The sequence below is a fragment of the Pseudomonas sp. B10(2017) genome, assembly GCF_002113295.1.
Taxonomy (GTDB): domain Bacteria; phylum Pseudomonadota; class Gammaproteobacteria; order Pseudomonadales; family Pseudomonadaceae; genus Aquipseudomonas; species Aquipseudomonas pudica.
The window spans coordinates 1-18,965 of record NZ_NEJU01000022.1; the positions used below are offsets into that span (position 1 = coordinate 1).

The 18,965-nt window shown below is 63.2% G+C and carries 19 protein-coding genes; 14 read left to right on the plus strand and 5 right to left on the minus strand.

Translation table 11 applies throughout. From position 1 onward, the window contains the following. Positions 1–181: 181 nt before the first annotated feature. The 3 genes from CAF92_RS21955 to CAF92_RS21965 all read right to left on the minus strand — a co-directional run bounded on the left by CAF92_RS21955 (position 182) and on the right by CAF92_RS21965 (position 3,782). Positions 182–1,483, minus strand: a complete 1,302-nt coding sequence (locus CAF92_RS21955) for an MFS transporter (RefSeq protein WP_085601925.1) — start codon at positions 1,481–1,483, stop codon at positions 182–184. A 274-nt stretch (positions 1,484–1,757) separates the two neighbouring features. Then, positions 1,758–2,963: a transporter associated domain-containing protein gene (locus tag CAF92_RS21960; protein ID WP_085601926.1), complete on the minus strand. Its 1,206-nt coding sequence runs from the start codon at positions 2,961–2,963 to the stop codon at positions 1,758–1,760. 9 nt (positions 2,964–2,972) lie between these two features. Then, positions 2,973–3,782 carry an inner membrane protein YpjD gene (locus CAF92_RS21965; RefSeq protein WP_025337912.1) on the minus strand — a complete coding sequence of 270 codons (810 nt, stop codon included), beginning with the start codon at positions 3,780–3,782 and terminating at the stop codon, positions 2,973–2,975. A gap of 289 nt (positions 3,783–4,071) precedes the next feature. On the opposite strand from CAF92_RS21965, the gene ffh reads away from it, so the two are divergent. The 12 genes from ffh (at position 4,072) to CAF92_RS22025 (ending at position 14,066) form a co-directional block, all read left to right on the plus strand. After that, positions 4,072–5,448, plus strand: coding sequence for a signal recognition particle protein (gene ffh / locus CAF92_RS21970; protein WP_085601927.1), 1,377 nt, complete (start codon positions 4,072–4,074; stop codon positions 5,446–5,448). A gap of 259 nt (positions 5,449–5,707) precedes the next feature. Continuing rightward, on the plus strand, positions 5,708–5,959 hold the full coding sequence (gene rpsP / locus CAF92_RS21975; RefSeq protein WP_003259424.1) for a 30S ribosomal protein S16: 252 nt from the start codon (positions 5,708–5,710) through the stop codon (positions 5,957–5,959). Positions 5,960–5,964: 5 nt separating this feature from the next. After that, a complete protein-coding gene (gene rimM, locus CAF92_RS21980; RefSeq protein ID WP_013971190.1) occupies positions 5,965–6,501 on the plus strand; it encodes a ribosome maturation factor RimM in 537 nt (178 codons plus the stop codon). 3 nt (positions 6,502–6,504) lie between these two features. After that, complete coding sequence (gene trmD, locus CAF92_RS21985; protein WP_003252146.1) at positions 6,505–7,257, plus strand: tRNA (guanosine(37)-N1)-methyltransferase TrmD; 753 nt, start codon at positions 6,505–6,507, stop codon at positions 7,255–7,257. 42 nt (positions 7,258–7,299) lie between these two features. Next, positions 7,300–7,650, plus strand: coding sequence for a 50S ribosomal protein L19 (gene rplS / locus CAF92_RS21990; RefSeq protein WP_003252148.1), 351 nt, complete (start codon positions 7,300–7,302; stop codon positions 7,648–7,650). 95 nt (positions 7,651–7,745) lie between these two features. Beyond that, positions 7,746–8,153, plus strand: coding sequence for an acyl-CoA thioesterase (locus CAF92_RS21995; RefSeq protein WP_025337914.1), 408 nt, complete (start codon positions 7,746–7,748; stop codon positions 8,151–8,153). 265 nt (positions 8,154–8,418) lie between these two features. Next, the gene (gene xerD / locus CAF92_RS22000) at positions 8,419–9,315 is read left to right on the plus strand and encodes a site-specific tyrosine recombinase XerD (protein ID WP_046616083.1); all 897 of its coding nucleotides are present in this window, start codon (positions 8,419–8,421) and stop codon (positions 9,313–9,315) included. Positions 9,316–9,469: 154 nt separating this feature from the next. Continuing rightward, positions 9,470–10,213: a thioredoxin fold domain-containing protein gene (locus CAF92_RS22005; protein ID WP_085601928.1), complete on the plus strand. Its 744-nt coding sequence runs from the start codon at positions 9,470–9,472 to the stop codon at positions 10,211–10,213. Between the two features lie 83 nt (positions 10,214–10,296). Next, positions 10,297–11,601 (plus strand): homoserine dehydrogenase, encoded by a 1,305-nt coding sequence (locus CAF92_RS22010; protein ID WP_046616085.1) that lies wholly within the window; start codon positions 10,297–10,299, stop codon positions 11,599–11,601. Positions 11,602–11,659: 58 nt separating this feature from the next. Beyond that, the gene (gene thrC, locus CAF92_RS22015) at positions 11,660–13,069 is read left to right on the plus strand and encodes a threonine synthase (RefSeq protein ID WP_010952565.1); all 1,410 of its coding nucleotides are present in this window, start codon (positions 11,660–11,662) and stop codon (positions 13,067–13,069) included. 216 nt (positions 13,070–13,285) lie between these two features. Further along, positions 13,286–13,705, plus strand: coding sequence for a histidine kinase (locus CAF92_RS22020; RefSeq protein ID WP_085601929.1), 420 nt, complete (start codon positions 13,286–13,288; stop codon positions 13,703–13,705). 79 nt (positions 13,706–13,784) lie between these two features. Then, positions 13,785–14,066: a DUF3509 domain-containing protein gene (locus CAF92_RS22025; RefSeq protein WP_046616087.1), complete on the plus strand. Its 282-nt coding sequence runs from the start codon at positions 13,785–13,787 to the stop codon at positions 14,064–14,066. A 250-nt stretch (positions 14,067–14,316) separates the two neighbouring features. Here the strand turns inward: CAF92_RS22025 and CAF92_RS22030 are convergent, their stop codons facing one another. Next, a complete protein-coding gene (locus CAF92_RS22030) occupies positions 14,317–15,192 on the minus strand; it encodes a TIGR02285 family protein (RefSeq protein ID WP_085601930.1) in 876 nt (291 codons plus the stop codon). Positions 15,193–15,212: 20 nt separating this feature from the next. Then, positions 15,213–16,412: a CaiB/BaiF CoA-transferase family protein gene (locus CAF92_RS22035; protein ID WP_085601931.1), complete on the minus strand. Its 1,200-nt coding sequence runs from the start codon at positions 16,410–16,412 to the stop codon at positions 15,213–15,215. Positions 16,413–16,545: 133 nt separating this feature from the next. Here CAF92_RS22035 and CAF92_RS22040 point away from each other — a divergent pair, with 133 nt between their 5' ends. Next, positions 16,546–17,088 (plus strand): YaeQ family protein, encoded by a 543-nt coding sequence (locus CAF92_RS22040; RefSeq protein ID WP_013971198.1) that lies wholly within the window; start codon positions 16,546–16,548, stop codon positions 17,086–17,088. An 8-nt stretch (positions 17,089–17,096) separates the two neighbouring features. Next, positions 17,097–18,806 (plus strand): single-stranded-DNA-specific exonuclease RecJ, encoded by a 1,710-nt coding sequence (gene recJ / locus CAF92_RS22045; RefSeq protein WP_085601932.1) that lies wholly within the window; start codon positions 17,097–17,099, stop codon positions 18,804–18,806. The last annotated feature ends 159 nt before the right edge of the window (positions 18,807–18,965 follow it).

The following is an 18,965-nucleotide window of genomic DNA, read 5'->3' on the forward strand; positions in this document are numbered from 1 at the left end:
TCATCCAACTGTTCGGGCTCTCGCCAAAGTGGAACGGTGAATGGCAGCTTGTGCTCCCACACGTGCTCAAGGCACCTCTGGCATTCAGCTTGCCATTCACCGCTCTCACTTCAGATTCTAATCCCCTCTCAAGACACAAGCTGGCTTGCCGGCGATGGGCTGCAAAGCAGCCCCTGCTTTCTCACAGTTCGGTATTGCGGGTTTCTTTCAGGCACAGCACGGCAATCAAGCTGATCACCGCCGCCACCGACACATAACCCCCCACCCAGCTCAACCCACCCATGCTCACCAGCTTCTGGGCAAAGAACGGTGCCGCCGAGGCCCCGACGATGCCGCCCAGGTTGTATGCCGCCGAAGCGCCGGTATAACGCACGTGGGTCGGGAACAGTTCAGGCAGCAATGCTCCCATCGGCGCAAAGGTCACCCCCATCAGGAACAGCTCGATGGCCAGGAACAGCGCCACGCCTGCGGTCGACCCCGAAGTCAGCAGCGGCTCCATGGTAAAGCCCGAGGCCACTGCCAGCAGGCCGCCGACGATCAACACCGGTTTGCGCCCGTAACGGTCGCTGAGCCAGGCCGACAGCGGTGTGGCCAGGGCCATGAACACCACCGCGAAGCACAGCAGGCCAAGGAACATCTCGCGGCTGTAGCCCAGCGTGGTCACGCCATAGCTCAGCGAGAACACCGTGGAGATGTAGAACAGCGCGTAACAGACCACCATTGCCGCTGCGCCCAGCAAGGTCGGCAGCCAGTATCTGGAAAAAAGGTCGACCACTGGCATTTTCACCCGCTCGTGGCGGGCGACGGCCTTGGCGAACACCGGGCTTTCTTCCAACTTCAGGCGCACATACAGTCCCACCAGTACCAGCGCGGCGCTGAGCAGGAACGGAATGCGCCAGCCCCACTCGCGGAACTGCTCGTCGCTGAGCACCAGGGCCAGGGTCAGGAACAGGCCGTTGGCGGCCAAAAAGCCGATCGATGGGCCCAACTGCGGGAACATGCCGAACCAGGCGCGCTTGCCTTCCGGCGCGTTCTCGGTGGCCAGCAAGGCCGCGCCACCCCATTCGCCACCCAGGCCCAGGCCTTGTCCAAAGCGCAGCAGGCAGAGGATGATCGGTGCCCATACACCAATGCTGTCATAGCCCGGCAGCACGCCGATGGCCGTGGTGGATACGCCCATCAGCAGCAGCGAGGCGACCAGGGTCGACTTGCGGCCGATACGGTCGCCAAAGTGGCCGAACAGTGCCGAGCCCAGCGGGCGCGCCAGGAAGGCGATACCGAAGGTGAGGAAGGCCGCCAACATCTGCGCGGCACCCGACCCGGACGGGAAGAACACCGGGCCGATCACCAGGGCGGCGGCAGTGGCGTAGACGTAGAAATCGTAGAACTCGATGGCGGTACCGATGAAGCTGGCGGTGGCTACCCGCGCGGGCGAGTTGACCGGTGCGGCAGGCGCTTCGGCATAGGTGCTGCTGGTTGTCATTGAATAGGTCCCTGACAGTCTGGTCCGGCTCCATGGGGATAAGCCCCGCGGCGTGCGATGCCAAAAGGCAGGCACGGTGGCGCGGGCGCCGGAGCGTTTTGTTGTTGTGTGCGCCCGACTGACGATAGCCCAAGGGGGATAGGGGCGGGGGCGGATACTGTTCGGGGTGTGAAGCAGGACCGCAGGGCGTGTCAGTGGAGCGGACTGGCCGTGGAGCGCCGGTTGCGGGTAGCAGGCGGGACGGCGGGGCTGGGTAAGCGTGACCCGAGTATAGCTATCGGGTCACGGTCCACACCAGTACCTTGCTGGCACAATTGTCCTCTGTTTCGAGGATTTCCAGGCGATAGCGGCCGATCTTCAGGCAAACGGCGCTTTCCGGGATGCTTTCCAGCGCTTCGGTGACCAGCCCGTTGAGGGTTTTCGGCCCTCCGTCGCAGGGCAGGTGCCAGCCCAGGCTGCGGTTGATCTCGCGCAGCGAAGCAGTGCCGTCGATGACGAAGGTGCCATCGGGCTGCGGGTGCACGTGGGGGTTGTCCAGGCTGTGTTCATCCTCGAACTCGCCAACGATCTCTTCGAGGATGTCTTCCAGGGTGACGATGCCCAGCACTTCGCCGTACTCGTCCACCACCACGCCCAGGCGGCGCTGCTGCTTGTGGAAGTTCAGCAGTTGCATCTGCAGGGGCGTGCTCTCGGGCACGAAATAGGGCTCGTAGCAGGCGCCGAGCAACATCTCCAGGGTCAGCTCGGCCTTGGGCAGCAGGTGGCTGATCAACTTGGTATTGAGGATTGCTTCAACCTGGTTGATGTCGCTGTGGTACACCGGCAGGCGGGTGTGGCGGCTGACGATCAGTTGCTCGATGATGCGCTCGATCGGCTCGTCGAGGCTGATGCCGTCCACTTCGTTGCGCGGTACCAGGATGTCGTTGACGGTCATCTTGTTCAGTGACTGCAGGCCGTCCAGCAGGCCATGGCGCGGCGCTTCGTGTTCCTCATCCTCGTCGAATTCGTCGGCTTCCTGCGGATGCAGGGCCACGGCCGTGGGTTGCACCCGGAACGGACGCAGGATCAGCTTGGCAATCCCATCCAGCAGCCAGGCCAGCGGTTGCAGCAAGGTGAGGGGTACTTTAAGCAGGCTGGCGCCGAGGCTGACGTACGCCTGCGGGTTGCGCCGGGCCAGGCGCCGCGGCAGGTATTCGGCAAACACCAGCAGGACGAGGGTGGCGACCAACCCGGCCAGCCAGAAGCCGTGCTCGCCGCTATGGCGCTGGCCAACCAGGCAGGCCAGGCCCAGCACCAGCAGCTTGCCCAGGCTGGCGCACAGCACCAGGGCCTGGGCCGGCAGCACGGGCTGTCCATCCTCGCCGGTGCGCAGCGCGCCATTGAGTTGCAGGCGGGCGGCATCCACTGCGGTGAACAGCGCCGACCACAACAGCGCCAGTGCCAAGGTGCCGAATAGCGGTGCGTACGGCAGGGTATCCATGGGCGGCCGTCAGATATGCAGGATGAATTCGCGAACCAGCTTGCTGCCGAAATAGGCCAGCATCAGCAGGCAGAAACCGGCCAGCGTCCAGCGGATGGCCTTGTGGCCACGCCAGCCCAGGCGGGTGCGGCCCCACAGCAGCACGCTGAACACCACCCACGCGACACAGGCCAGCAGGGTCTTGTGTGCCAGGTGTTGGGCGAACAGGTTGTCGAGGAACAGCCAGCCGGAGATCAGCGAAAGCGACAGCAGGCACCAGCCGGCCCAGAGGAAGCCGAACAGCAGGCTTTCCATGGTTTGCAGCGGCGGGAAGTTGCGGATCAGCCCGGACGGGTGCTTGTTCTTCAGCTGGCGGTCCTGCAGCAGCAACAGCAGTGCCTGAAACACTGCGATGGTGAACAGCCCGTAGGCCAGGATCGACAGCAGGATATGCGCGAGGATGCCCGGCTCTTCGTTGACCAGCGGCACCGTGCCGGGGGGCGCGAACTGCGCAAGCAGCGCGGTCACCGCGCCCAGCGGGAACAGCAGCACCAGCAGGTTTTCCACGGGTATGCGCAAGCAGGCCAGCAGGGTCAGGGCGATGACCGCCACGGCGATCAGGCTGGCGGCACTGAAGAAGTCCAGGCTCAGGCCCAGCGGGGTGATCAGCTGGAAGAACAGCGCACCGGCCTGGGCGAGTACCGCGAAGGCACCCAGCAGCGCAAGCAGGCGCTTGTCGGCCTTGCGGTTCTGGGCAAGGTAAGAGCCCTGGTAGATTGCCGCGGCTATATATAGGCCGGCGGCTATCAGGTTGGGGATGAGGCTGGGTGAGGAGAACATAAGTCCTGGTTGGCGAGCCTTAAAGAGACGGAGTTTGGCATAGATCGCGCTGGTCTAGGAAGACTGGCAGACCGCGGTGCGGCCGGTTTTGAATGTGGTGCAGACCCTGTGGGAGCGGGTTCACCCATGAAGTGGCCGACACAGCCACCGAATATCTATCAGGCCGCCAGCAAGGTGTGCGCCGCCGCCGCACTTCGCTATAATCGCCGCCTTGCTGTGCCCGGCGGGTATGCATTCCCCCCTGGGCGCCTGACAAACCTCGGCTTTTACTGGGCCTGAAAGGATCACCATGTTCGAAAACCTGACCGACCGCCTGTCACAGACGCTGCGCCATGTCACCGGCAAGGCCAAGCTGACCGAAGACAACATCAAGGACACGCTGCGCGAAGTGCGCATGGCCCTGCTCGAGGCCGACGTTGCCCTGCCGGTGGTCAAGGATTTCGTCAACAGCGTCAAGGACCGTGCAGTCGGCACCGAAGTATCGCGCAGCCTGACCCCGGGCCAGGCGTTCGTGAAGATCGTCCAGGCCGAGCTGGAAAGCCTGATGGGCGCGGCCAACGAAGACCTCGCGCTGAACGCCGCCCCGCCCGCCGTGGTGCTGATGGCCGGCCTGCAGGGTGCCGGTAAGACCACCACCGCCGGCAAGCTGGCGCGCTTCCTCAAGGAGCGCAAGAAAAAGAGCGTGATGGTGGTGTCCGCCGACGTCTACCGCCCGGCGGCGATCAAGCAGTTGGAAACCCTGGCCAACGACATCGGCGTCACCTTCTTCCCGTCCGACATCAGCCAGAAGCCGGTGGCCATCGCCGAAGCGGCCATCCGCGAAGCCAAGCTGAAGTTCATCGACGTGGTAATCGTCGACACCGCCGGCCGTCTGCACATCGACGCCGACATGATGGACGAGATCAAGGCGCTGCATGCCGCGGTCAAGCCGATCGAGACCCTGTTCGTGGTCGACGCCATGACCGGCCAGGACGCCGCCAACACCGCCAAGGCCTTTGGCGAGGCGCTTCCGCTGACCGGCGTGGTGCTGACCAAGGTCGACGGCGACGCTCGTGGCGGTGCCGCGTTGTCGGTGCGTGCCATCACCGGCAAGCCGATCAAGTTCATCGGTATGGGCGAGAAGACCGAAGCCCTCGAACCGTTCCACCCCGACCGCGTCGCCTCGCGCATCCTCGGCATGGGTGACGTGCTCAGCCTGATCGAGCAGGCCGAGCAGAACATCGACAAGGCCAAGGCCGACAAGCTGGCCAAGAAGCTGAAGAAGGGCAAGGGCTTCGACCTCGAAGACTTCCGCGACCAGCTGCAACAGATGAAGAACATGGGCGGCCTCGGCGGCCTGATGGACAAGCTGCCGAGCATCGGCGGGGTCAACCTGTCGCAGATGGGCAATGCCCAGGGCGCCGCCGAGAAGCAGTTCAAGCAGATGGAAGCGATCATCAACTCCATGACCCCGGCCGAGCGCCGTGATCCGGAGCTGATCAGCGGCTCGCGCAAGCGCCGTATCGCCATCGGTTCCGGCACTCAGGTGCAGGACGTCGGCCGCCTGATCAAGCAGCACAAGCAAATGCAGAAGATGATGAAGAAATTCTCCGCCAAGGGCGGCATGTCCAAGATGATGCGCGGCCTGGGCGGGATGCTGCCGGGCGGCGGCATGCCGAAGCTGTAACCCCTATTCCGGGGGCCTGCCGTTTGTCCGGCAGGTACCCAGAACCCCCGCTGTGGCGGGGCAATGGCCGCGGATTTCGCGGCTCAACCGGCAGATCTGGACGGCAGGGCAGGGCCTTGCCGAAAAAGTCATTTGCAAATGTCCGTGTATTCCCCGAGAATATGCGGCCTTTTGGGCACCCGTGTGCCTATTTGGCATTCAGATTTGCAGTACCAGCTGCTGTATCAACTGCAGCACCGACTATAGGAACGATGTTCACATGGTAACCATTCGTCTGGCCCGTGGCGGCTCGAAAAAGCGCCCATTCTACCACCTGACCGTGACCAACTCGCGTAACGCCCGTGACGGCCGTTTCGTTGAGCGCGTAGGTTTCTTCAACCCGATCGCTGCTGGCGCCGAAGTCAAGCTGTCGGTCAACCAAGAGCGCGTCAACTACTGGCTGAGCCAGGGTGCACAGCCGTCTGAGCGCGTTGCTCAGCTGCTGAAGGACGCTGCCAAGGCTGCTGCCTGAGTAGTATGAACGCGACGCCAGAAAAGGCTGACGACCTCATCGTCGTTGGCAAGATTTTTTCGGTTCACGGCGTTCGCGGCGAGGTGAAGGTGTATTCCTTTACCGATCCGATTGAAAACCTGTTGGATTATCCGCGCTGGACGCTTCGGCACGAAGGCAAGGTAAAGCAGGTCGAGCTGGTCAACGGTCGTGGCTCCCAGAAGGGCCTGGTCGTGAAACTGAAAGGCCTCGATGATCGTGATGAAGCCCGTCTTCTGAGCGGTTACGAAATCTGCATTCCGCGGAGCCTTTTGCCCAACCTGGCTGCTGACGAGTACTACTGGTACCAGTTGGTGGGCCTGAAGGTCATCAACCAGGACGAACAACTGTTCGGCAAGGTCGATCACCTGTTGGAGACCGGTGCGAACGATGTAATGGTGGTCAAGCCCTGCGCAGGCAGCCTGGATGATCGCGAGCGTCTGTTGCCCTATACGGCGCAATGCGTGCTCGACGTCGACCTGGAAGCAGGCGTGATGCGGGTTGAATGGGACGCGGACTTCTAAACGATGGGTAACCTTCGCGTAGATGTCATCACGTTGTTCCCCGAGATGTTCTCGGCCATCACGGAGTACGGCATTACCAGCCGCGCGGTGAAACAGGGGTTGCTTCAGGTGACTTGCTGGAACCCGCGGGACTACACCACAGATCGTCACCACACGGTGGATGATCGGCCGTTTGGCGGTGGTCCGGGCATGGTGATGAAAATCAAGCCTCTGGAAGACGCCCTGGTTAGCGCCAGGCAAGCGACCGGAGCAGCGGCGAAGGTGATCTACCTTTCGCCACAAGGCCGCAAGCTGACTCAGCAGGCGGTCAAAGGCCTGGCCGAACAGGAATCGTTGATCCTGATCGCCGGTCGTTATGAAGGCATCGACGAGCGCTTTATCGAGGCTCATGTCGATGAGGAGTGGTCGATTGGCGACTATGTGCTTTCCGGTGGCGAGCTGCCGGCCATGGTACTGATCGATGCGGTTACACGGCTGCTGCCCGGAGCTTTAGGGCATGTGGATTCGGCGGAAGAAGATTCCTTCACCGACGGTCTGCTCGATTGCCCGCACTACACCCGGCCTGAGGTGTATGCGGATCAGCGTGTTCCCGACGTGTTGCTAAGTGGCAACCATGCACACATCCGGCGTTGGAGAATGAAGCAGTCCCTTGGTAGGACCTTCGAACGACGCGCCGATCTTCTGGAAAGTCGCTCGCTTTCTGGAGAAGAGAAGAAGCTGCTCGAGGAATATCTCCGCGAGCGGGACGATAGTTAAACGTATCGATGGTGGATCACGTATCCATCTTAGGAGCACAGCATGACCAACAAGATCATCCAGCAGCTCGAAGCCGAGCAGATGAGCAAGGAAATCCCGACCTTCGCACCAGGCGACACCGTTGTCGTTCAGGTTAAAGTGAAGGAAGGTGAGCGTTCCCGTCTGCAGGCGTTCGAAGGCGTCGTTATCGCCAAGCGTAACCGCGGTCTGAACAGCGCCTTCACCGTGCGCAAGATCTCCAGCGGCGTTGGCGTAGAGCGTACCTTCCAGACCTACAGCCCGCAAATCGACAGCCTGGCCGTGAAACGTCGTGGTGACGTGCGTAAAGCCAAGCTGTACTACCTGCGCGACCTGTCCGGCAAAGCCGCTCGCATCAAGGAAAAACTGTCCTGAGTGCAGTTTGCCCGGTGGCCAAGGCCGCCTAGCGAGAAAAAAGCAGCCTTCGGGCTGCTTTTTTGCGTTTTGCCCCCCCCGAAGATGTGATTGCCATGACTACCCGAGACCAGGAAATCCTGCGCCGCACCGAGCTGTCGGTGACCCGCGTGACCAAGGCGGTGTTCCCCAACACCACCAACCACCACAACACCCTGTTCGGCGGAACCGCCCTGGCCTGGATGGACGAAGTGTCGTTCATCGCCGCCACGCGCTTCTGCCGCCTGCCGCTGGTGACTGTGTCCACTGACCGCATCGACTTCAAGCACCCGATCCCGGCGGGCTCGATCGTCGAGTTGGTGGGGTCGGTCATCAAGGTGGGTAATACCAGCTTGCAGGTGCAGGTGGATGTGTTCGTCGAGAACATGTACCTGGATGGGCGCGAGCGGGCCATTCATGGGGTGTTCAGCTTCGTCGCCATCGACGAGGACAAGCGCCCGGTGCCGGTTTTGCCCCAGGCCTGAGTTCTCCTGCACTGGCCCTTTCGCGGCTGAAGCCGCTCCCACAGGGATCGCGCATACCTCGAGGGCGGTGATATCCCTGTGGAGCAACTGTCTTGTATTGCCTGTAAGGGCCCTATCGCCGGCAAGCCAGCTCCCACAGGTACTGCACTGGCCTTGAGAGCAGTGCGGTCGAGGTGGGTGGGCTTTAGCCGCGAAGAGGCCAGTACAGACAACAATTATGCTGCTGTGAAACACTAAGCCATCTCCAACACCCAGCAGCCTCCGAATGCCCGCCCTGGACCACCCCCTGATCGACCAGTTCCTCGACGCCCTGTGGCTTGAAAAAGGCCTCTCCGACAACACCCGCATGTCCTACCGCAGCGACCTTGCCCTGTTCAACGGCTGGCTGCAGGAACACGGCGTCAGTTTGCCCGACGCCGGTCGCGACCTGATTCTCGACCACCTGGCCTGGCGCCTCGACCAAGGCTACAAGCCACGCTCCACGGCACGCTTCCTGTCCGGCCTGCGCGGCTTCTTCCGCTACCTGCTGCGGGAAAAACTGGTGGCCATCGACCCGACCCTGCAAGTCGACATGCCGCAACTGGGCAAGCCGCTGCCCAAGTCATTGTCCGAGGCCGACGTCGAAGCCTTGCTGCAGGCTCCGGACCTGGGCGAAGCCATCGGCCAGCGTGACCGCGCCATGCTGGAAGTGCTGTACGCCTGCGGCCTGCGGGTCACAGAGCTGGTCAGCCTGGCGCTCGACCAGGTCAACCTGCGCCAGGGCGTGCTGCGGGTGATGGGCAAGGGCAGCAAGGAGCGCCTGGTGCCCATGGGCGAAGAAGCGGTGGTGTGGTTGCAACGCTACCTGCGCGATGGCCGAGCCGAATTGCTCAATGGCCGCCCCAGCGATGTCCTGTTCCCCAGCCAGCGTGGCGAGCAGATGACCCGCCAGACCTTCTGGCATCGCATCAAGCACCATGCCCGGGTTGCCGGTATCGACAAACCGCTGTCGCCGCACACCCTGCGTCATGCCTTCGCCACCCATCTGCTCAACCATGGTGCCGATCTGCGCGTGGTACAGATGCTGCTGGGCCACAGTGACTTGTCGACCACGCAGATCTACACCCATGTCGCCAAGGCCCGTCTGCAGCAACTGCATGCCCAGCACCACCCGCGTGGATGAATGTTTTTCATGTTCCGCCGACCGGTCCTTGCAAGGCCCTTCACCGGCGGTGTGATGTGGTAGGCTTGGGCGGTTTGCACCAAGGGCCGCATGGTCACCGCGTATTTTTCCGCAGGTGGCGCCCTCCGGCCCCTGTCCGCCTTCAGGAGTTCCCATGCGCGTGACCCAGTTTTTCGCCGCCGCCGCGTTGGCGCTGGCCAGTACCTTTGCCGTTGCTGCGGCAACCGACAGCAATGCCGCTGCCGAGCAAGCCATCCGTAAGTCGTTGCAGAACCTCGAGCTGGAAGTGCCCGTCGAAAGCGTGGCCAGCAGCCCGGTCAGTGGCCTTTATGAAGTCAAGCTGCAGGGTGGCCGCGTGCTGTATGCCAGCGGCGACGGCCAGTTCGTGATGCAGGGCTACCTGTTCCAGATCCAGGACGGCAAGCCGGTCAACCTCACCGAGAAGACCGAGCGCCTGGGCATTGCCAAGCTCATCAACGGCATTCCAGCCGCCGAGATGGTGGTTTATCCTGCCAAGGGCGAGACCAAGTCGCACATCACCGTGTTTACCGATACCACCTGCCCGTACTGCCACAAGCTGCACGCCGAGGTGCCCGAACTCAACCGCCGCGGTATCGAAGTGCGCTATGTCGCCTTCCCGCGCCAGGGGCTCGGTTCGCCGGGTGACCAGCAGTTGCAGGCCGTCTGGTGTTCCAGCGACCGCCGTGCGGCGATGGACAAGATGGTCGAGGGCGAAGAAATCAAGGCCGCCAAGTGCGCCAACCCGGTCAGCAAGCAGTTCCAGCTGGGCCAGTCGATCGGCGTCAACGGTACGCCGGCGATCGTCCTTCAAAGCGGGCAGGTCATTCCGGGCTACCAGCCGGCACCGCAGGTCGCCAAGCTGGCACTGGCCAAGTAATCCAATTCAGTACGCCGTCGTCATGGGGTGACGGCATGTTTCACGGTCGGCATAGGTGTCGGCCGTTCAATGGGGAGTTCACAGTGAAACCGGTCAAAGTAGGCATCTGTGGGTTGGGGACCGTCGGTGGCGGAACCTTCAATGTACTTCAGCGCAACGCCGAGGAGATCGCCCGCCGTGCCGGGCGCGGTATTGAAGTGGCACAGATTGCCATGCGCTCGCAGAACCCGAACTGCCAGATTACCGGTACCCCCATTACCGCTGATGTGTTCGAAGTTGCGAGCAACCCGGAGATCGACATTGTCATCGAGCTGATCGGTGGCTACACCGTGGCCCGCGAACTGGTGCTCAAGGCCATCGAAAACGGCAAGCACGTGGTCACCGCCAACAAGGCGCTGATTGCCGTGCATGGCAATGAAATCTTCGCCAAGGCCCGCGAGAAGGGCGTGATCGTCGCCTTCGAAGCGGCCGTGGCTGGTGGCATCCCGGTGATCAAGGCCATCCGCGAAGGCCTGTCGGCCAACCACATCAACTGGCTGGCCGGCATCATCAACGGCACGGGCAACTTCATCCTCACCGAAATGCGTGAGAAGGGCCGTGCCTTCCCGGATGTGCTGGCCGAAGCCCAGGCGCTGGGTTACGCCGAAGCCGACCCGACCTTCGACGTTGAAGGTATCGATGCCGCGCACAAGCTGACCATCCTGGCTTCGATCGCTTTCGGCATCCCGCTGCAATTCGACAAGGCCTACACCGAAGGCATTACCCAGCTGACCACTGCTGATGTGAATTATGCCGAGGCTCTGGGCTACCGCATCAAGCACCTGGGTGTGGCCCGCCGCACCGCCGAAGGTATCGAGCTGCGCGTACACCCGACGCTGATCCCGGCCGACCGCCTGATCGCCAACGTCAACGGCGTGATGAACGCTGTCATGGTCAACGGTGATGCCGCCGGTTCCACCCTGTACTACGGCGCCGGTGCCGGCATGGAGCCTACCGCTTCGTCGGTGGTCGGCGATCTGGTCGATGTGGTCCGTGCCATGACCTCCGACCCGGAAAATCGCGTGCCGCACCTGGCCTTCCAGCCGGATTCGCTGTCGGCCCACCCGATCCTGCCGATCGAAGCCTGCGAAAGCGCCTACTACCTGCGCATCCAGGCCAAGGATCACCCGGGCGTACTGGCCCAGGTGGCCAGCATCCTCTCGGAGCGTGGCATCAACATCGAGTCGATCATGCAGAAGGAAGCCGAGGAACAGGACGGCCTGGTGCCGATGATCCTGCTGACCCATCGCGTGGTCGAGCAGCGTATCAACGACGCCATTGTCGCCCTGGAAGCCCTGCAGGACGTGGTCGGCAAGGTCGTGCGCATTCGCGTCGAACAGCTCAACTAACAATAGTGCCGGCGGGCCGCCAGTGCGGCCCCGGCCCCAGCATCGAAGGTTTGCACCCATGCGCTATATCAGTACCCGCGGCCAGGCTCCGGCCCTCAATTTCGAAGACGTCCTGCTGGCTGGCCTGGCCAGTGACGGCGGCCTGTACGTCCCGGAAAACCTGCCACGCTTCACCCAGGAAGAAATCGCCTCGTGGGCCGGCCTGCCGTACCACGAACTTGCCTTCCGGGTGATGCGCCCGTTCGTCGAAGGCAGCATTGCCGATGCCGACTTCAAGAAGATTCTCGAAGAAACCTATGGCGAGTTCGCCCACGCCGCGGTTGCGCCGCTGCGCCAGCTGAACAGCAATGAGTGGGTGCTGGAGCTGTTCCACGGCCCGACCCTGGCGTTCAAGGACTTCGCCCTGCAACTGCTCGGCCGCCTGCTGGACCACGTGCTGGCCAAGCGCAACGAGCGCGTGGTGATCATCGGCGCCACCAGCGGTGACACCGGTTCCGCCGCCATCGAAGGTTGCCGCCGTTGCGACAATGTCGACATCTTCATCCTGCACCCGCACCAGCGCGTGTCCGAAGTGCAGCGCCGGCAGATGACCACCATCTTCGGCGACAACATCCACAACATTGCCATCGAAGGCAACTTCGACGACTGCCAGGAAATGGTCAAGGCCAGCTTCGCCGACCAGTCGTTCCTCAAGGGCACTCGCCTGGTTGCGGTCAACTCGATCAACTGGGCGCGGATCATGGCCCAGATCGTCTACTACTTCCACGCTGCCCTGCAGCTGGGTGGCCCGGCGCGTTCCGTGGCGTTCTCGGTGCCGACCGGCAACTTCGGCGACATCTTCGCTGGCTACCTGGCACGTAACATGGGCCTGCCGGTCAGCCAGCTGATCGTCGCCACCAACCGCAACGACATCCTGCACCGCTTCATGAGCGGCAACCAGTACGTCAAGGAAACCCTGCACGCGACCCTGTCGCCGTCGATGGACATCATGGTCTCGTCCAACTTCGAGCGCCTGCTGTTCGACCTGCACGGCCGCAACGGTGGCGCCATTGCCGAGCTGATGGCCAACTTCAAGCAGGGTGGCGGCTTCAGCGTCGAGCAAGACCGCTGGACTGAAGCGCGCAAGCTGTTCGACTCGCTGGCTGTAAGCGACGAGCAGACCTGCGAAACCATCGCCGAAGTGTTCGCCGCCACTGGTGAAGTGCTCGACCCGCACACCGCTATCGGCGTCAAGGCCGCCCGCGAATGCCGCCGCAGCCTGGACACACCGATGGTGGTGCTGGGTACCGCGCACCCGGTCAAGTTCCCGGAAGCGGTGGAGAAGGCCGGTGTTGGCAAGGCGCTGGAGTTGCCGGCGCACCTCAGCGACCTGTTCAGCCGTGAAGAGCGTTGCACGGTGCTGGCCAATGACCTGAAGGCTGTGCAGGGCTTTGTCAGCCAGCATGGTAACCGCGGCAAACCTCTGTAACGGCGTTGCTTTCCGGGGCTGCTACGCAGCCCTTTCGCGACACAAGGCCGCTCCCACAGGAGAATCGCGCCCCCTGTAGGAGCGGCCTTGTGTCGCGATGGGCCGCAAAGCGGCCCCAAAAATCTAAGCCTTTTCCCATACCTCTATCAGAAACATCCTATTCGGCCCGCCCAGCGCAAAGCCTAAATTAGCCGGTCCTCCCACCAGGAGCGGCTCATGTACCAGCCCTATGTGTTGATCCACCAGGCTCGCCCATCCCACCAGATCCTCCTGCACCAGGCCCTCAACGCCCAGGGCATGTTCCACGTGCGCATCAGCGAAACCAGCGCAGACCTTGACGCCTGCCTGAGCGCGGATCGAAGCCCCGACCTGCTGGTCCTTGACCACGCCATGCCAACCCGGGCCGGTCTTGCCGTGCTCGATCAGCAGCAGCGAACCCGTGCTTTGCTGTTCGTCGGCCAGGCTACTCCCAAGCGCCGCAACCTCGCCCAAGAGGCCAGAAACCGGGGCCTGTGGGTGCTCGCCGAACTGCCCTGGCCGCTGTCGATGCCAAGCCTGCAGCGTGCCCTGCAAGCACTGCAGGTGCGCTCATGGCGACGTATTCAAACTGTCACCTGCGCCCCGCATGCTCACTGAAACAGTCGCGGTGTAACGAACTTTCCGCTGCGTCTGTTGGTCAGTTCCTCTATATCCCACCACGCAGCGAGTGATCCGGATGGAAAGAATCTGCAGACTGCTCAACGAAGCCCTGACCCCCTATCAAATCCACCTCGGCGTCGCCGATGCCCAGGGTAATCGTCAACTGACCATTCATGACCGCCTCGCCGGCATCACCCTGCGGCGCTCGGTCAGCGAGCGCCAATTGCAGGAACAAAGCCTGTTGATCGACCTGGTGGATGGCCTGCACCGCGACCTGCAGATCGCCGAAGGGCGTTTGCAGCCCTGTGTGATCGCGGCATTGCAGCAGCGCCAGCAACCCCATGGAACCTTTGCCTGAGTGGTTTATCAGAAACTGTAGGGGCAGCCTGGCCAGTGCTTTGCTCCGGCGCTGGCAAGGCTGTCACGGGAAGCCCCAAGGGCTTTCGCTTGGCCCCGGGCGTGTTTCCCCAGCGCCCGGGGTTTCTTTTTGGGTTGTCTGCACCGGCCCTATCGCCGGCAAGCGAACTCCCACCTCGACTGCATCAATTTCAAGCCTCGTTCCGTATCTGTGGGAGCTGGCTTGCCGGCGATAGGGCCGGTGCAGGCAATCAGTGGTCTTCGAAGAAACGCTTGCTCTCTTCCAGGTAGTCTTCTTGCAACGCCGGGTCCAGCCAGCGCGCATACAACCCCGGCAACACATCCCGACGCAAGGCAGGCAGCAGCTGGTCGATGTGCGCTATGGCTTCACGCCCCAGTTCGCTGTTCGAACAGCCCACATGCAGAAACTGGTAGCGGTTTACCCCTTTCACAGGATGAAACTGGTAGTCAGCCAGTGCCCCGCCTTGCTGCTCCACCAGGTAGCGCACTTCGGGCCAGTAGCCGAGCACCATGCGCAGGCGCCCGAGCTGTTGCATCTGCAGCAGGTTGGCGGTGGCGTCGTTGCCGTAGTGGCGGCTGAACGCGGTGTCGGGCAACTGGCGCAGGATGGCGTCGATCTGCGTGCCATAGCTGCGCTCGGCGACAACCCCCAGCTTCAGCGGGGTCTTGCTCAGCAGGCCATGCAGGTCTATCTCCTGGCCGTCGAGGTAAGGTGCCACCAGCGCCTCGCTGTCCTTGCGCAGCACCAAACCTCCACTGAGCACGCCCAGGGAGGGCACGGAAAACCGCACATATTCTGCGCGGTCGGGTGTCCACAGCAGGGTTGGATCGCAGGTGAAGCTCTTCGGGTCCTGCAGCATCTGGATACCGCGGGCGCGGTTGACCCGCACGATGCTATGGTCGTACTCGGGCATCTGCCTGATCAGCAGGGGCAGCAATTGGTCGATCACCCCTTGGCCTTTTTCCGGCCCTTCGAAAATGGTGAAAGGCGGTAGGTCGCGCACCAGCCAGAAGATGCGCTCCTTGGCGCTGGCTGGCTGCAGCATCAATGCAGGCAGCAGCCCGCAAAGCAGGACCAGGTGGCGTAAGCAACGGGCAGCGCACATGGACCAGGGCCGTGCCGGGGTCAGACCGTGCCTGCTGCGCGCAGGCTGGCGATGGCCGCGGTGTCGTAGCCCAGGCTGCCGAGCAGTGCCTCGGTGTGTTCACCCAGCGCCGGGCCAACCCACTCGGTGGAGCCGGGGGTGTCCGACAGCTTGGGCACGATGCCCGGCATGCGGAACGGCTTGCCGTCCGGCAGTTTGGCCTGCAGGAACATTTCGCGTGCCAGGTACTGCGGGTCTTTGAACATGTCCTCGGCTGAATAGATGCGGCTGGCCGGTACTTCGGCGTTGTTCAGTGCTTGCATCAGCTGCTCCAGCGGCAGGCTGTTGGCCCAGCGGTCGATTACCCCGTACAGCTCGTCACGGCGCAGGTCGCGGCCATCGTTGGTGGCCAAGGTCGGGTCGTCGGCCAGGTCGTTGCGGCCGATGGCTTGCATGAAGCGCTTGAAGATTGCATCGCCGTTGGCGCCGATCTGCACATGCTTGCCGTCTGCGCTGGTGTGGATGGAGGAGGGCGTGATGCCCGGCATGATGTTGCCGGTACGTTCGCGGATAAAACCGAACACATCGAACTCCGGGACCATGCTTTCCATCATGGCGAAGATCGCTTCGTACAGGGCCACATCCACCACCTGGCCCTGGCCGCCGTTGACTTCCCGGTGCCGCAGCGCCATCAGTGCGCCGATCACCCCCCACAGGGCAGCAATCGAGTCACCGATGGAAATGCCCGTGCGCACTGGTGGGCGGTCGTCGAAGCCGGTGATGTAGCGCAGGCCGCCCATCGACTCGCCCACGGCGCCGAAGCCTGGCTGGTCTTTCATCGGCCCGGTCTGACCGAAGCCCGACAGGCGCACCATTACCAGGCGCGGGTTGAGTGCGTGCAGCACGTCCCAGCCCAGGCCGAGTTTTTCCAGCACGCCCGGGCGGAAGTTCTCGATCAGGATGTCGGCCTCGGCCAGCAGGCGCTTGAGAATCTCGCGGCCCTCGGGGTGCTTGAGGTTGAGGGTGAGCGATTGCTTGTTGCGAGCCTGCACGAACCACCACAGCGAGGTGCCCTCGTACAGCTTGCGCCATTTGCGCAACGGGTCGCCGCCATCGGGCGATTCGACCTTGACTACCTCGGCGCCGAATTCGGCGCAGATGCGCGAGGCGAACGGGCCAGCGATGAGAGTGCCGAGTTCGACAACTTTGAGACCGGCGAGGGGTTTGCTGGGCGTAGTCATGGGGCATCCGTGGCAGCTGGGCAGATGCGTGGTTTTATCATAGGTCCGAAGCGGCAGATACTGCTGCGGGGCAACGAAGGGCAGTATCGGTTAGACTGTGTCACTTTTTCTCTGCGCAAGAAGCCCGTCGACCATGGCCCAGCCGTCTACCACCTACAAATTCGAACTGAACCTGACCGACCTCGACCGCGGCGTGTACGAAAACGTCCGTCAGACCATCGCACGCCACCCTTCGGAAACCGAAGAACGCATGGCCGTGCGCCTGCTGGCCTACGCCCTGTGGTACAACGAAAACCTGTCGTTCGGCCGTGGTTTGTCTGATGTGGACGAGGCGGCGCTGTGGGAAAAGAGCCTGGACGATCGCATCCTGCACTGGATCGAAGTGGGCCAGCCGGACGCCGACCGACTGACCTGGTGCTCACGTCGCACCGAGCGCACCAGCCTGCTGGCCTACGGCAGCCTGCGCGTATGGCAGAACAAAGTGGTAGACGCGGTCAAGGGCCTGAAGAACCTGAGCATCGCCGCCGTGCCGCAGGAGGTGCTGGAAACCCTTGCCACCGACATGCCCCGTACCATCAAGTGGGACGTGATGATCAGTGAAGGCACCTTGTTCGTCACCGACGACCGTGGCCAGCACGAAGTGCAGCTGGAGTGGCTGCTTGGTGAGCGCGGCTGAAGCACCCCATGCGTATCGAACCTCGCCCGCTGCCGCCGACCCTTCCATTCCTGGGTAATCTGCCACCCTTGCTGACCCGCCTGTACGCCGCGCGCGGCGTGCAGAGCGAGGCCGAGCTGGACAAAAGCCTCGCGCGCCTGCTGCCGTACCAGCAGCTCAAGGGCATCGAGGCCGGCGTGGACCTGCTGGTCGAGGCTATCGACCAGCGCCAGCGCATCCTCATCGTCGGCGACTTCGATGCCGACGGCGCCACTGCCAGTACTGTCGGCGTGCTGGGCCTGCGCCTGCTGGGCGCGGCCCACGTCGACTACCTTGTGCCCAACCGCTTCGAATACGGTTACGGGCTGACCCCGGAAATCGTCGAGGTGGCGCTGCAACGCCAGCCGCAACTGCTGATCACCGTGGACAACGGCATTTCCAGCGTCGACGGTGTGGCTGCCGCCAAGGCCGCCGGGCTCAAGGTGCTGGTCACCGACCACCACCTGCCGGGCGCGGAGTTGCCCGACGCCGACGCCATCATCAACCCCAATCAGCCGGGTTGCAGTTTCCCGAGCAAGGCACTGGCCGGGGTAGGGGTGATCTTCTATGTGCTGATGGCCCTGCGTGCGCGCCTGCGCAGCCTGGGGCGCTACGAAACGCAGCCGCAGCCGAACATCGGCGAATTGCTCGACCTGGTTGCCCTGGGCAGCGTCGCAGACGTGGTGCCATTGGATGCCAACAACCGCATCCTGGTGCACCAGGGTCTCGAGCGCATTCGCGCCGGCCGCGCCCGGCCGGGGCTCAAGGCCATTCTTGAAGTGGCCCGTCGCGATCACCGGCGCATCACCTCGACCGACCTCGGCTTCATCCTGGGCCCGCGGCTGAACGCTGCCGGGCGCCTGGACGACATGAGCCTGGGCATCGAATGCCTGCTGTGCGAAGACGCGGCCCTGGCCCAGGACATGGCCCAGCAGCTGGATGACCTGAACCAGGACCGCAAGTCCATCGAACAGGGCATGCAGCGCGAGGCCCTGGCCCAGCTCAAGGACCTGCCTGTCGAGTCGATGCCATATGGCCTGTGCCTGTTCGATGCCGACTGGCACCAGGGGGTTATCGGTATTCTGGCTTCGCGCCTGAAGGAGCGTTACCACCGGCCGACCATCGCTTTCGCCGACGCTGGCGAGGGCATGCTCAAAGGGTCGGCGCGTTCGGTGCCGGGGTTCCATATTCGCGATGCGCTGGATGCCGTGGCGGCGCGCCACCCGCAACTGATCAGCAAGTTCGGCGGCCACGCGATGGCGGCGGGATTGTCGTTGCCTGAGGCCAATTTCCCTGCATTTGCCGAGGCGTTCGATGAAGAAGTACGACGCCAGCTGCGCGAAGAGGACCTGACCGGTCGGCTGTTGTCCGACGGCAGCCTGGCGGTGGAGGAGTTCCACCTCGACCTGGCCAAGGCCCTGCGCCATGCCGGGCCCTGGGGGCAGCACTTCCCTGAGCCGCTGTTCCATGGCGTGTTCCAGCTGGTGGAGCAGCGCGTGGTAGGCGAGCGGCACCTGAAGGTGGTGCTCAAGAGCGAGTGCGGTTCGGTGCGGCTGGATGGCATTGCCTTTGGCATTGACCGCGAAGTGTGGCCGAACCCGACGGTGCGTTGGGTCGAGTTGGCGTACAAGCTGGATGTGAACGAGTTCCGTGGTAATGAAAGTGTGCAGTTGATGATTGCCCACATGGAGCCGCGCTGACTGCAATTCCGGGGCTGCTTTGCAGCCCATCGCCGGTGAGCCAAGCGCGATCCCTGTGGGAGCGGGCATGCCCGCGAACACCGGCAAAGCCGGTGCCATCCACTGAGTCGCCTTCTTCGCGGGCACGCCCGCTCCCACAGGGCCTTCGGCGGGCTTGAG